This is a genomic window from Neorhizobium sp. T6_25, from assembly GCF_002968555.1.
Lineage (GTDB): Bacteria > Pseudomonadota > Alphaproteobacteria > Rhizobiales > Rhizobiaceae > Neorhizobium.
Genome location: NZ_PVBL01000002.1, coordinates 410,388 through 423,582, shown reverse-complemented (window position 1 = coordinate 423,582; position 13,195 = coordinate 410,388). Strand labels below are relative to the sequence as shown.

General features: G+C 63.0%; 17 protein-coding genes. 10 read left to right on the top strand and 7 right to left on the bottom strand.

Annotated elements, in window-relative coordinates; translation table 11 throughout:
* Nucleotides 1-97 precede the first annotated feature (97 nt).
* Nucleotides 98-1,381, top strand: coding sequence for a glucoamylase family protein (locus C5L10_RS04205; RefSeq protein WP_105428636.1), 1,284 nt, complete (start codon nt 98-100; stop codon nt 1,379-1,381).
* On the opposite strand, the gene C5L10_RS04200 is transcribed toward C5L10_RS04205, so the two are convergent.
* The 6 genes from C5L10_RS04200 to C5L10_RS04175 form a co-directional block, all read right to left on the bottom strand.
* Nucleotides 1,365-1,583, bottom strand: a complete 219-nt coding sequence (locus C5L10_RS04200) for a hypothetical protein (protein ID WP_105428635.1) — start codon at nt 1,581-1,583, stop codon at nt 1,365-1,367. The genes C5L10_RS04205 and C5L10_RS04200 overlap by 17 nt on opposite strands.
* A 26-nt stretch (nt 1,584-1,609) precedes the next feature.
* Nucleotides 1,610-2,641: a peptidoglycan -binding protein gene (locus C5L10_RS04195; protein ID WP_046666816.1), complete on the bottom strand. Its 1,032-nt coding sequence runs from the start codon at nt 2,639-2,641 to the stop codon at nt 1,610-1,612.
* 3 nt (nt 2,642-2,644) lie between these two features.
* Entirely contained in the window at nt 2,645-3,697 is a 1,053-nt protein-coding gene (locus C5L10_RS04190; RefSeq protein ID WP_046666817.1) for a hypothetical protein, read from the bottom strand.
* Nucleotides 3,698-3,832: 135 nt separating this feature from the next.
* Nucleotides 3,833-4,633 (bottom strand): inositol monophosphatase family protein, encoded by an 801-nt coding sequence (locus C5L10_RS04185; protein ID WP_046634887.1) that lies wholly within the window; start codon nt 4,631-4,633, stop codon nt 3,833-3,835.
* Between the two features lie 294 nt (nt 4,634-4,927).
* Nucleotides 4,928-6,073 carry a tetratricopeptide repeat protein gene (locus tag C5L10_RS04180; protein ID WP_105428634.1) on the bottom strand — a complete coding sequence of 382 codons (1,146 nt, stop codon included), beginning with the start codon at nt 6,071-6,073 and terminating at the stop codon, nt 4,928-4,930.
* Nucleotides 6,073-6,726 (bottom strand): thiamine phosphate synthase, encoded by a 654-nt coding sequence (locus C5L10_RS04175; RefSeq protein WP_105428633.1) that lies wholly within the window; start codon nt 6,724-6,726, stop codon nt 6,073-6,075. The genes C5L10_RS04180 and C5L10_RS04175 overlap by 1 nt, the downstream gene beginning before the upstream one ends.
* Before the next feature lie 119 nt (nt 6,727-6,845).
* Between C5L10_RS04175 and C5L10_RS04170 the strand changes: the two genes are divergently transcribed.
* The gene (locus C5L10_RS04170; protein ID WP_105400204.1) at nt 6,846-7,616 is read left to right on the top strand and encodes a sulfite exporter TauE/SafE family protein; all 771 of its coding nucleotides are present in this window, start codon (nt 6,846-6,848) and stop codon (nt 7,614-7,616) included.
* 114 nt (nt 7,617-7,730) lie between these two features.
* Nucleotides 7,731-7,991: a helix-turn-helix transcriptional regulator gene (locus C5L10_RS04165; RefSeq protein ID WP_046634883.1), complete on the top strand. Its 261-nt coding sequence runs from the start codon at nt 7,731-7,733 to the stop codon at nt 7,989-7,991.
* 159 nt (nt 7,992-8,150) lie between these two features.
* Here the strand turns inward: C5L10_RS04165 and C5L10_RS04160 are convergent, their stop codons facing one another.
* Nucleotides 8,151-8,327 (bottom strand): YdcH family protein, encoded by a 177-nt coding sequence (locus C5L10_RS04160; RefSeq protein ID WP_105428632.1) that lies wholly within the window; start codon nt 8,325-8,327, stop codon nt 8,151-8,153.
* A 231-nt stretch (nt 8,328-8,558) separates the two neighbouring features.
* On the opposite strand from C5L10_RS04160, the gene C5L10_RS04155 reads away from it, so the two are divergent.
* The 7 genes from C5L10_RS04155 (at nt 8,559) to C5L10_RS04125 (ending at nt 13,193) form a co-directional block, all read left to right on the top strand.
* Nucleotides 8,559-8,762, top strand: a complete 204-nt coding sequence (locus C5L10_RS04155; protein ID WP_037077103.1) for a YdcH family protein — start codon at nt 8,559-8,561, stop codon at nt 8,760-8,762.
* Between the two features lie 10 nt (nt 8,763-8,772).
* Complete coding sequence (purE, locus tag C5L10_RS04150; RefSeq protein ID WP_105428631.1) at nt 8,773-9,270, top strand: 5-(carboxyamino)imidazole ribonucleotide mutase; 498 nt, start codon at nt 8,773-8,775, stop codon at nt 9,268-9,270.
* Complete coding sequence (locus tag C5L10_RS04145; protein WP_105428630.1) at nt 9,267-10,346, top strand: 5-(carboxyamino)imidazole ribonucleotide synthase; 1,080 nt, start codon at nt 9,267-9,269, stop codon at nt 10,344-10,346. The genes purE and C5L10_RS04145 overlap by 4 nt, the downstream gene beginning before the upstream one ends.
* A 122-nt stretch (nt 10,347-10,468) precedes the next feature.
* Nucleotides 10,469-10,594, top strand: coding sequence for a type B 50S ribosomal protein L36 (gene ykgO, locus C5L10_RS04140; RefSeq protein ID WP_003497670.1), 126 nt, complete (start codon nt 10,469-10,471; stop codon nt 10,592-10,594).
* A gap of 99 nt (nt 10,595-10,693) precedes the next feature.
* A complete protein-coding gene (locus tag C5L10_RS04135) occupies nt 10,694-11,314 on the top strand; it encodes a hypothetical protein (RefSeq protein WP_105428629.1) in 621 nt (206 codons plus the stop codon).
* Nucleotides 11,315-11,333: 19 nt separating this feature from the next.
* A complete protein-coding gene (locus C5L10_RS04130; RefSeq protein WP_205837015.1) occupies nt 11,334-12,371 on the top strand; it encodes an alpha/beta fold hydrolase in 1,038 nt (345 codons plus the stop codon).
* A gap of 75 nt (nt 12,372-12,446) precedes the next feature.
* On the top strand, nt 12,447-13,193 hold the full coding sequence (locus C5L10_RS04125; RefSeq protein ID WP_105428628.1) for a hypothetical protein: 747 nt from the start codon (nt 12,447-12,449) through the stop codon (nt 13,191-13,193).
* Nucleotides 13,194-13,195: the final 2 nt, after the last annotated feature.

Below are 13,195 nucleotides of genomic sequence, written 5' to 3'. Positions count from 1 at the left end.
CTGGAAGTGAACCGGGCGGGCCGAATGCCTACCTACTGCAGAACCGCCAGAGAACCACCAGTATCGCAGATACCATTGCCGCCAGAAGCTCGAGATCATGAATTTCAGTCAACTGCCGCCCGACCCGTCGCTCGACGATTGCCTGGACAAGATACAGTCCCAGACCTTCCGGTTCTTCTGGGATGGTGCCCATCCCGAATCAGGGCTGCCGTTCGACAAGTGCTTCGTCTCGGGCGCTCCTTCCCCGAATATGGTGTCGATCAGCGGCGTCGGCTTTGGGGTCCTTGCCATCATCGTCGCCTGCGAACGCCAGTGGATCACCCATTCGCAGGCACTGGCACGCATATCGACCATCATCGATCGTCTGAGGCATTCCCCAACTTTCCGCGGGGCATTCGCGCATTTCATCGACGGCTCGACGAGCGACGTCATCCGCTTCTCCGGGCGTGACGACGGCGGCGACCTCGTCGAAACGACGCTGCTGATGCAGGGCCTGATCTGCGCGCGGGAATATTTCGCCGGCGACACCGCTCGGGAAGAGAAATTGCGGGCGGATATCACGCGATTGTACGACGAGGTGGAGTGGAACTGGTTCACCCGCGGTAAGGATGGGGCCCTCTACTGGCATTGGAGCCCGAACTACGACTGGGCCATGAACCTGCCGATCCGCGGCTGGAACGAGGCATTGTCCTGTTATGTCCTGGCAGCAGGCTCCGACACCCATCCGATCAGGCCCAAGAGTTACCGTGCCGGGTGGGCCCGGTCCGGAGCCATGCTCAACGGCGAGGTCTATCTTGGAACGGAGCTTCCGCTCGGCGAGCCCTATGGCGGGCCGCTGTTCATCTCGCATTATTCGTTCTGCGCGCTGGATCCGCGCGGCCTGAGCGATCGCTATTGCAGCAACTACCATGACCAGGCCGTGGCGCATACGCGCATCAACCACGACTATTGCCTGACGGTGCCCGATTATGCGAAAGCCGGGGTCTGGGGCCTCAGCGCATCCGACGGACCGCAAGGTTACGGCGCCCATTCGCCGACATTCGATCGCGGCGTCATCGCCCCGACCGCCGCCCTGTCGAGCTTCCCCTTCTTGCCCGCCGAAGCAGAAAGCGCCATGCGCGCATTGCTTCAGTATGGCGATGGAAAACTGCTCGGCGCATTCGGCTTCGTCGACGCCTTCGTGCCGAAGACAGACTGGGTGGCCGGCACATATCTTGCGATCGACCAGGGTCCGATCATCGCGATGATCGAAAATTATCGATCCGGCCTGCTGTGGCGGCTGTTCATGAACGCACCCGAGGTGCGTCGCGGTTTGAAGCGGCTGGGCTTCACGTCGACCACCCATGCCATTGGGGCGGAAATACCTAGTCCAGGCGCCTGAACGTCCACTTCACCACATAGTCGCCGTTGCGCTTGATTTTGGTCTTGGTCCGCACCTCGACCGGCCCGCCGAGGGCAGATTCGGCATCTTCGAAGGCCTGGCGCGCCTCGGCGATCGCCTTGTGGTACACGCTGTTGTCGCGCTTCGGGCTTTCCGCGACCTCCTTCAGGAGGACGCTCATATCCGGCTTGTCTTCGGCCATCACTTAAATCTTCCCCGTGGCCGGATTTACCGCTCGGTGAGCTTCAGCTCTATGCGGCGGTTCTGGGAGCGGGCGTCCGGCGTATCGCCCTGGGCGAGCGGCTGGAATTCGCCGAAGCCGGCGGCGACGAGGCGATTGGCCGGCACGCCCTTGGAAATCAGGTATTTGACAACCGAGGTGGCGCGGGCCGAGGAAAGCTCCCAGTTGTCGCGGTAGCGGCCGGTGCCGGTAAGCGGCGAGTTGTCCGTATGCCCGTCGACACGCAGCACCCAGTTGATCTCGGCCGGGATTTCCTTGGCGAGATCGAGAAGAGCTGCCGCAAGCTTGTCCATCTCCACCTTGCCCGCTGGGTCGAGTTCGTTGCCGCCGACCGGGAAGAGCACTTCCGACTGGAAGACGAAACGGTCGCCGACGATGCGGATGTTCTCGCGGTCGGAGAGGATCTCCCGCAGCCGGCCGAAGAAGTCGGAGCGGTAACGGTTCAGTTCCTGGACACGCTGCGCCAGCGCGACGTTGAGGCGCCGGCCAAGGTCGGAGATCTGCGCCTGCGATGACGCGTCCTTGGCTTCCGAGGCCTGCAGCGCCTGTTCGATGGCGGCGATCTGAGCACGCAACGCGGAGATCTGCTGGTTGAGCAGTTCCACCTGGCTTGCGGCGCGGGCGCTCAGCTGCTGTTCCTGATTGAGCTGGTTGGTGAGGTCGCCGATGCGGGCATTGGCGGCGCTGCTGCTGCCGGTGCCCTGGCTCAGAAGCTGCTGCAGGCGCGAGCGGTCGGCCTCGGCCGTGGCAAGCGACGACTGCAGGTTGGCAAGCTGATCCTCGACATCCTGGGTATTGCCCTTTTCGAGCGCCAGCAGTTCCGTCAGTTCGGCGATCTGGCTGTTCAGCCGGTTCAGCACCTCGTCGCGCCCGGTGATTTCGCGGCTGAGCAGGAATTGCGCCAGCACGAAGACGGTCAGCAGGAACATGATGGCAAGCAGCAGCGTGGACAGCGCATCCACGAAACCCGGCCAATAGTCGACGCCCCGCTCGCGACGGCGGCTCTTGCCAAGCGCCATCGCTTACTTCCCCCCGATCTTGTCGGAAAGCCGGTCGAGCGTGCGGCGCAGGGCCTTTGATTCCTCCTGCTGCGCCTCGATCCAGTCGCGCAGCATCTGCTGTTCGTTGCGCATGTTCTTGACCAGGCCCTGGATGCCTTCGGCGAGATTGGCCATGGCCGACAGCGACCGCTCGTTCTGGTGGCCGTCGATCGGTGCCTTGCTCTGCGCGGAGGCGAGCGCGCGCAGCTGTTCCGTCAGCGCCCTCAAATCCTCCGAGGAACCGCTCGCGAGCGTTTCGGCGACGGCCGGCGGCAGGTCTGATCCAAGGTCGGTCACCGAGGACAACCAGTTTTCAAGCTCCGTGTAGAAGCGGTTCTGGGCGCGGCCCGCCTGCAGGTCGAGGAAGCCCAGGATCAGCGAGCCGGAAAGGCCGAGCAGCGAGGACGAGAACGCCGTGCCCATGCCGGCGAGCGGCTGGGCAAGGCCGCTCTTGATGGCGGCGAGCACGTCGTTGGAACTGCCGGAATTGGGATCGAGCGCGCCGATGACGTTGCTGATCGAGCCGATGGTCTGGATAAGGCCCCAGAACGTGCCGAGCAGGCCGAGGAAGACGAGGAGGCCGATCAGATAACGCGACGTGTCGCGTGATTCGTCGAGGCGGGTGCCGATCGTATCGAGGATCGAGCGGAAGGCATTGGTCGACAGCGCCATCCTCCGGCGGCTGCCGATCAGAGTGCGCATCGGCGCCAGCAGGCGCGGCTCGCGGCCGACCTTGTCGGCGCTGCCGGCGGCGCGGAAGGAATTGAACCAGCGCACTTCCGGCATCAGGGCGATCACCTGGTTGAAAACCAGAATCACGCCGATCAGGAGAACGCCGAGAATGAGGCCGTTCAGTCCGGGATTGGTCTGAAAGGCGTGGGCGGCCTGGCGGTAGAGGATGGAAGCGACGAAACCGACGATGATCAGGAAGATCAGCATCGTCCATAGGAACGATGCGGGATTGGACAGTTTGTAGGCATAACCGCCGCGGCCCGTTTCAGACGCGTCCAAATCGTCCACTGTCGCATTCGCCATAATATGCTTCGCCTCCGGTAGTCTGCAGTGCCGAAGGCTAGTTGAAAAATGCGACGAATTGAAGTGCAGAAGCTCAGGAAAACAGTCAGCTATTCAGTACTGCAGCTCTAAGCCGGGCGGTGGCGCAAAAATGCCTCAGCGGGTCGGAACGGGTCGATTGACGACTTCGACCAACGCCTTCTGGATAAGTTCGTTGCCGGCCACGACATTGCCGCTGCCGAAGATATCGGTCGTGCCTTTCATGTCGGAAACGAACCCGCCCGCCTCGCGAATGAGGATCAGGCCTGCGGCCATATCCCACGGCGAAAGCTCGGTTTCCCAGAAGCCGTCGAGCCTGCCGGCAGCCACATAGGCAAGGTCGAGAGCGGCCGCGCCGAACCGGCGCATGCCGGCCACTTCGCCCATCACGTGGCGCAGTTCGACGAGGAACTTGCCGTGATTGCCGCGGCCGAGATGCGGCATGCCGCAGCCGATCACGCAGTCGGACAGCACGCGGCGCGCCGCGACCCGGATGCGGCGGTCGTTCATGAAGGCGCCGCCACCCTTTTCGGCGGTGAACAGCTCGTCGGTCGCGGGATTGAACACGACGCCGGCAACCACTTCCCCGTTGCGCTCGAGCGCGATGGAGACTGCGAACTGCGGAATGCCGTGCAGGAAGTTGGTGGTCCCGTCGAGCGGATCGACGATCCAGCGATGCGCGCCGTCGGTGCCCTTCAGCTCTTCGCTTTCCTCGCCGAGGAAACCGTAGGTCGGACGCGATTTCAAGAGCTCGTCGCGGACGATCTTTTCTGCCTTCAGATCCGCCTGGGACACGAAATCGCTGGGGCCCTTCACCGAAACCTGCAGGTTCTGCACCTCGCCGAAATCTCGCGAAAGCGACTTGCCTGCCTTGAGGGCAGCCTGAACCATGACGTTGAGAAGGGCGGAGCGGGCCATGCGGGAAATCCTTGGGGTTGTCCCGACTTGTCGTCTGGACGGGACGGCGTTTTATGAGCGATTTTTTGATTGGCGGCTTCAAGACCATAAAACGGCGCGAAATTCAAGCCGTCCGCGGGAATGCGGGCATTGCAGCCCTGGCCGCGTCTGCAAAACTGGTCTTGGGCGGTCCCGGATGTGTGAGCGACGAAACCAGATTGCCGCACCGTATCCCGGCGCTTCGCTTTGGCTCAGCCCGTTCGGCCCTGCAATCGATTCACTGGATCGATTGCTCCGGCTGCGCCGGACCGGGCCTCACCCACGCCGGAATTTATTCGCCGCCTCGATCGCCCGGCGCTGCTGATCCTCATTGATCCCGAGATAGAAATCCTCGAGCTCCGGGTCCTGAAGGCCGGCGCGGCGCGACAGCACGTACCACTTCGCCGCTTCGACCGGATCAGGCCGAGTGCCGAGCGCGTTGACATAAAGATGCGCGAGCTTGTTCTGGGCAACCACATTGCCGCGATGGGCGGCGATCCGCAGCCACTCGAAACCCTTTTCGTAATCGCGGTCTCCCGCGACGCCGTTGACCAGCCAGAGGCCCATGTCGAGTTGCGCGGTGTCGAAACCGGCCGTTGCGGCGCGCTCCAGCCATTCGCGAGCCCGCGCCTTCTTTTCAGCCGGAATATCCTTCAGCGTCACATAGACCTGCGCCACCGCATATTGGCTATCTGCGACGCCCTGCCTTGCGGATTTCTCGTAGAAGGGCAGCGCCAGATGCAGGCCCTTGTCGCCCGGATTTTCGGAAACCAGGATCTGCGCCCAGTTGAATTGCGCCGACGCATTGCCGGCTTCGGCGGCCCTGCGCATGAAACCGTCGGCCTTTGGCTTGTCGCGGGGAACATCGCGCCCGGTCATCAGCAGCAGCGCATATTGGAACATGGCAGCCGCATCGCCGCCTTCCGCCGCCTTCTGATACCAGAATGCCGCGGTCTTGGCGTCGCGCTTGATGCCGAGGCCCTTGGTCATCATTTCGGCGACCAGCGTCTGCGCTGCCGCATCGCCGGCCCCGGCCCGGGTCAGCGCCTTGTCGAGGGCGGTCACATACATTCCGCGCTGGTATGCGCCGTAGGCCTCGTCCACGGTGCCGGTATAGTTTTTTTCCGCCGGTGCCGGCGGCAGTGCGGCGCCCATGCGCTGGTAAAGCTCGACGCCGCCCGAGGGGATGATGCCGTCCGGCTGACCCTCAGGCTCCTTGGTTCCCTTTGCGGAGCCCGGAACCGGCTGGATCTCGACCCGCCCTTTTTTCATCGGCTGGAAATTGGGCTCCACCGGCCGGGTCACCGCCCTGGAATTCGCCTGCGCCAACGCAAGACAAGGCATCGCCGCCGAAGCGATAAGTGTCGCCAGCAGCCCTTTCAGAATCACGCGGGAAAGGCGGTTCGACGGCATGGGCTTCATCAAGCCTCAAACCGTGGCGCTTTTTCGTCCAGAATTGCGTTGACTTCCGCGACCGCGGCGCTGGGGCCCTGGGGGCTGGAAAAGACCGCTCCCTTGAGCGCCACGAATTCCGCACCAGTCTCTGCAACGGCAAGCGCGGATGACGGATCGGTGCCGCCCATGACGATGCAGGGGATCTCGATCATCGATGCCCACCATTCGCCGAGCGCGAGGTTTTTCGGATGTGCTTCCGGCTTGATATCGCCGTCGAGCTTGCCGAAGAAGATATAGTCGGGACGATGTTCACCAATGGCAAGCGCCTGATGCCGGTCGCCCGCCCCGCCGGTGCCGACGATCATCTTCGGCACGAATTTCTCGATCGCCTCCCCCAGCTCGGTGAGGTCACCGCCAAGATGCAGGCCATCCGCCTTGATGCGGCCGGCCACCCGGCTGTCGCCGGAAATCAGCGCCGCAGCGCCCGCCGCCTGGATCAGTTCGACCAGCGCTTCCGCACGCTTCTGGAACGCCTGGTCGTCGAGCCCGTATTGCGGCACGATGACCGACGCGACGTCGCCGCCTGCAAGCGCTGCTTCGAGATCCTTGGCCTGCTGATCGGCATCGTCATATTGCGGCACGATCAGCACGAGGCGGCAGCGGTCTTTCTGTCCGGTCATGTTTCTTCCCGTTCGGCGGATATCGGTTGGCGAAAATCCGCACTCGTTTTCTGTCCGCAAATTCGATAGACCGGACCGCCTGCCGGATCAACCATTCCCTCATCGACCTCCGAGTCTTCATGCCCGATACGCTTAGCTTCGCGTTCTTCACCTTCGCCATCCCCGCCGTCCTGCTTGTCGGCCTCTCGAAAGGAGGCATCGGCGGCGCTATCGGTCTGCTCGGCGTGCCGCTGATGTCGCTCGCCGTCGATCCGGTCAAGGCGGCGGCGATCTTCCTGCCGATCCTGATCGTCATGGACATCGTCGCATTATGGTCATGGCGGAACTTCAACGACCCCAGGACGCTGCTGGTGATCCTGCCCGGCGGCATCATCGGCATCGCGCTCGGATGGGCAACGTCGGCCTATGTCTCGGACGATGCGCTGCGCCTCGTCATCGCGGTTGCGACGATCCTGTTTACCGTGCGCTATTTCTGGCAGGTCTACGGCCCCCGATCCAACCAGCCTAGGGCTCCCCTGCCGCACCGCCCGGGCGCCGCCACCTTCTGGGGCGCCCTGTCCGGTTACGCGAGCTTCGTCGCCCATGCCGGCGGGCCGCCGTTCCAGATCTACGTCCTGCCGATGCGGCTCGATCCGAAAGCCTATACGGGCGCCAGCATCCGCTTCTTCGCGATCGTCAACGCGGTCAAGGTCATCCCTTACTTCTTCCTCGGCGCACTCGACTCCGAAAACCTCACCATCTCCGCAACCCTTCTGCCCGTAGCCCTGATCGCGACCATGATCGGCGCGGCCATCGTCAAGCACCTGAAGGCGGAAACCTTCTATCCGATGACTTACGGTCTGGCATTCTGCGCGGGATTGAAACTGCTGTGGGACGGCCTGCCGTTCTGACCCGGCAAAGCAAGCGCGGTGCAGCTAAAAAAGCAGCGCAAAATAAGGCGGGCAACATTGTTGCGATGCACAATAAATCTTGCCGTTACCGAGCGTTTACCGTAAGTTCAACGCATGACAACCGTTGACCCCTTTGCAGCCATAGCTGATCCGAACCGGCGGTATCTGCTGGAGGAATTGCGGCGCGCGCCGAGAACCGTAAACGAACTTGCGCAAGGCCTGCCAATCAGCCGGCCCGCGGTGTCGCAGCATTTGAAGGCTCTTCTGGACAGCAATCTGGTGAATGTGACGGCGGAAGGCACGCGGCGCATCTATTCCGTCAACAGCAAGGGCTTCGACAGGCTGAACCTGTGGCTGGATCAGTTCTGGTCGTGAAGACCGGCTTTTAAACCGTGGGAATTGTGGCTCCCTTCCACGACCAGAACCTTATCATTGTTATTTCTGGGTTATTTCTGGATTATTGGTTTGCCGCTTTTATTATTCGCCTCTGACTGATGAAACAATGGGCGAGCGGCGGGTTCTCCTACTGAGGAACTAATGACGCGTGGATGCTTTTATGCGCTGCATTTGGTCCTTGATGCGCAGCTTGCGCCGCTTGAGTTCGGCTATTTCACGGTCGTCGGCGGAGGGGGACGCTAGAACGGTCTGGAGCTCCTCCTCCAAAGCACCGTGCTTCTTTTCAAGCGATGCGATATGAGCCTGGACGGTCATGTGGCATGTTCCTTCCTTAGTCACCTACCACGGCATTCCCTAATGCCGAGGCTTCAGGTTTACGAAGGAAGTGTGACACGATCGGCCGGCTTTGTCGAAGGTGAAATCATGGTTTGAAGTGGGCAAATTCGTGACCTTGTCTAACTTCCCGTTAACGCGGTTTGGTGGTAGAGGCTTGCGGAGAATGCCGGCGACCGCTGAAATGCCGGGCGTGAGAATGGGGACTGGAATATGGCAGATCAGGAACAGGCGGATGTCCGGCTGGTGCTCGCGAAACTTCGACAGGAACACGAGGATTACGACGCCGCCATCAATGCCATGATCCAGGTCGGCTGCGACGCGCTTCGCGTGCAGCGCATGAAGAAGAAGAAACTGTCGCTGAAAGACAAGATGACTCAGCTCGAAGACCAGATTGTTCCGGACATCATCGCGTAAGGGTCCTGCCATGTCTGAAAGACCTGCCGTCGCCATCATCATGGGCAGCCAGTCCGACTGGGAGACCATGAAGAACGCCGCCGACACGCTGGAGGCGCTCGATATCGGCTACGAGGCCCGTATCATATCGGCGCATCGCACGCCGGAGCGGATGATGCAATTTGCCAAGGGCGCCCGCGCCGAAGGTTTCCAGGTCATCATCGCCGGCGCCGGCGGTGCGGCCCACCTGCCCGGCATGACCGCCGCCATAACCCCGCTTCCGGTTTTCGGCGTGCCGGTTCAGTCGAAGGCGCTGTCCGGTCAGGACAGCCTGCTGTCGATCGTCCAGATGCCGGCCGGCATTCCGGTCGGCACGCTTGCCATCGGCCGGGCCGGCGCCATCAACGCCGCCCTGCTGGCAGCCGCGGTTCTCGCCCTCAACGACGACGAGATCGCCGACCGGCTCGACGAATGGCGCGCCCGCCAGAGTGCGGCCGTTGCAGACTACCCAATCGACGAGGCTCCATGACTATCCACACGATCGGCATCATCGGCGGCGGCCAGCTCGGCCGCATGCTGGCCATGGCCGCAGCCCGGCTGAACTTCCGCACGATCGTGCTCGAACCGCAGGCCGACTGCCCGGCAGCCCAGGTCACCAACGCCCAGATTACTGCCGCCTATGACGATCCGGCTGCGCTCGCCGAACTCGCCAGCCGCTGCGAGGTCGTCACCTACGAATTCGAGAACGTGCCGGTCACCGCCGCCGAGGCGCTGCAGCGCTCGGTTCCGGTCCACCCGCCGGCCAAGGCGCTCGATATGTCCCAGGACCGGCTGACCGAAAAGCGCTTCCTGAATTCCTGCGGCATCGAGACCGCTCGATTCCATGCCGTCGACAGCCAGTCCGACCTCGAAAAGGCGCTCGCCGATTTCGGCGGCCAGGGCGTCCTGAAGACCCGCCGCATGGGTTATGACGGCAAGGGCCAGCGCGTCTTCCGCACCGTCGAGGACAAACCCGCCGGCGCCTATGATGCGCTCGGCCGCGTGCCGCTGATTCTGGAAAGTTTCGTGCCCTTCGAGCGCGAAGTGTCGATTATCGCCGCCCGAGCCGAGGACGGCACGGTCGCCTGCTATGATCCGGCCGAGAACGTCCACCGCAAAGGCATTCTCCACACCTCCACCCTGCCCGCCAGGATCTCTGCGGCGACGGCGAAGACCGCCCGCGAATCGGCCGAGAAGCTGCTCGCCGCGCTCGATTACGTCGGCGTCATCGGCATGGAATTCTTCGTGATGGCGGACGGCACGCTGATTGCCAACGAAATTGCCCCGCGCGTCCACAATTCCGGCCACTGGACGGAGGCGGCCTGCGTCGTATCGCAGTTCGAGCAGCATATCCGCGCTGTCGCGGGCCTGCCGCTCGGCAACCCCGCCCGCCATTCCGACTGCGTGATGACCAACCTGATCGGCGACGATATTCTGGACGTGCCCGCCTGGCTTCTGAGGAAAGATGTTCTCGTCCACCTCTATGGCAAGACGGAATCCCGACCGGGCCGAAAAATGGGCCATGTGACCGAATTGAACGGCCTGAAAACGCCGTCACAAGGTTGACACGCAGATTGCCTCGGGTTATCTGCACGCCCAACTGAGAGCGTGCCCCTCAAAGAAACAGGCGGCGCGCTTTTGATTGATAGACATGCGGCTTCGCGCCCACAGACTGCTGGACCAGGAAAATGAAGATCAAGAACTCGCTTAAGGCGCTGAAGGCTCGTCACCGCGATAACCGTCTGGTTCGCCGCAAGGGCCGCGTTTACATCATCAACAAGCAGAACCCGCGCTTCAAGGCTCGTCAGGGCTGATACAGGCAATCGGCTCCGGTTTCAGCCGCAGCCGATCAAATTGTCGCTAACATGACAAATCGGGTTTGACCTTCGGCGCAGGCGGATTACCTTATCCGCATGCGCTATTTTCGTTTCAGTACCCTGATTCTCGCCGCGAGCCTCGCCGCTTCGTCCGCTCTCGCTCAGACAGCGGCCCCCAAGCCGCCTGCCGCACCACCTGCGGCCGCCCCGGTCATTCCCGCCGTCGCCCAGAAACCGGGCAAGCCCGTGGATCCGCTGTTCGACGCCCTGAAGCGCGAACGCAATCCGGAAAAGGCGCGCGGCATCGCCAGCCAGATCATCGCCGACCTCAACGATTCGGGCAGCGCCACCGTCAACCTGCTGATGCAGTGGTCTGCGACCGCCATCAAGGAAAAGCGCAACGCCGCGGCACTCGATTTCCTGGATCAGGTGACCGTGCTCGATCCCGCCTTTGCCGAAGGCTGGAACCGCCGTGCGACGCTGCACTACACGATGGGCAACCCTCGCAAATCCATGGCCGACATTGCCGAAGTGCTGAAACGCGAACCGCGCCATTTCGGAGCGCTGGCCGGCATGGCAGGCATCCTGACGGAGGCGGGCAAGGACGGACTGGCGCTGAAGGCGTGGCAGGACTATCTCGCCGTCTACCCGGCCGATCGCGACGCCCAGGAAGCCGTCACCAAGCTTTCCGAAAAGCTCGCCGGCAACCGGACTTGAGCCTTCGGGCGGCACCTCGATGATGATCTTGCCCCTTGCCATCATCATTGTTGCCACCGCTTTTTGCTTCACCGCCTGGAAGGCGAAGGCGATCGAGGCCGAGTTCCCGAATACCGGCGAACTGGTCGATGTCGGCGGCTTTTCCATGAATTCGCTGCATGTGCCGAAGCCGGCCGGTGCCGACCTGCCGGCGATCGTCTTCATCCATGGCGCCAGCGGCAATTTCCGCGACCAGGAGGCGGCCTTCCGCAAGGCGCTCGAAGGCCGCGCCGAAATGCTCTTCGTCGACCGGCCGGGCCACGGTTATTCCGAGCGTGGCGGGCCTGAAAACGGTTTCCCGGACGGCCAGGCGGCGGCGATCGCAAGGCTGATGGAAAAGCGCGGCATCGACAAGGCGATCATATCAGGCCATTCCTTCGGCGGAGCGATTGCCGCGAGTTTCGGCCTATATCATCCGGAAAAGACCGCAGGCCTGCTGTTTTTGGCGCCCGCCACCCATCCCTGGCCCGGCCGGATCGACTGGTACTACAAACTCACCGCCCGCCCGGTCATCGGCCGGCTGTTCAGCCATCTTCTCGCTCTGCCGGCAGGCCTCATGGTGATGAAGGCCGCCACGCGCTCGGTCTTTCACCCCAACCCCTGCCCCGAGACCTATCTCCGCGACGGCGCACCGTATCTGGTCCTGCGCCCGAAAGTGTTTCGCAGCAACGCCATCGACGTCGCCAACCTTAACGGCTACGTGACGCGCGTCGCGGCGCGATATACGGAGATCACAGCACCGACGGTGATCATCACCGGCGACAGTGATGCGATCGTCGCAGAGGAGATCCATTCGCGCGGCCTTGCCCGCGATATCGCCGGGTCCGAACTCGTCTCCATCCGCAATCTCGGCCATAAGCCGGATTATCTGGCCAGCGACGTGGTGATCGCGGCAATCGAAAAACTCTCGGGCCTCCCCCGCGACCTGAAGGCCGCCGCCCACATCGCGGAAGCGCGCATCGCGCCGGCAGCAGAAGACTCGGCTCCCCAAATAGATCTTTCGATCGAGAAAACCTGAGCCTTGCTCGGACGACGCCAGCCCGAAGCAAGCTGACCGTCCCAACCTCCGGCCACACGGAATCGGAGAGACGAGATGCAGATCGGCAGCATTGGCAGTGACTACCCGGCGCGGCCCGCGAAGCAGGATGGAGCGTCGGCCTCGACGGATACCGCAACAGCCGCATCGTCCGGTCCATCCAGCCCCAAGGACGAGCTCTACGATCGCCTCGTCCATGGCCTGACCTCGCTCAGGAAGGCGAGCGACGAGGCGGAAGAACAGGCAAAGGCGCGCGCCAGGCAGAAGCTCGATGATGCCAAGCAGCAGCTCGAGTTCATGCGCCGCTGGGGGTTCGATCCGCAGGTGATCGCCAAGCAGGCGGCCCAGCTCGGCGTCATCGTTGCCGGCGCCGCCCGCGAATTCACCGAGGCCCTGGCCGGGAGCGGCGGGACTGCGCCAGCGACCCCCGCCAATGCTCTTTCCGGAGCGGAGACAGGAGAGACCATCCCGGATGCGAACGAACCGGCCACGGCTGCCTCCGCAGACGAACCGTCAGACGAGCCCGCAGCCGACAAGCCCGTCTCCCACGCCGAGCAGGCCTATCTCGACGCGATGGACGAAACGCCGCGTGAGGCGCCAAAACTGTCCCTCGACGACATCAAGACCGCCATGGAGTTCAGCACCGTCGCCCGCCAGATCAAGGCGCTGCTGGAAGAGGCGGCCCGCAGGCTGCGCGAGCAGAACAGCGAAGCCACGGTGCCCGGCACCGAAAGCCTCGATGCCTCCGTCAACGCCCTGACCGGCACCATCTCCGCCATGCCGACGGTCAGCATCACCGTCTGACG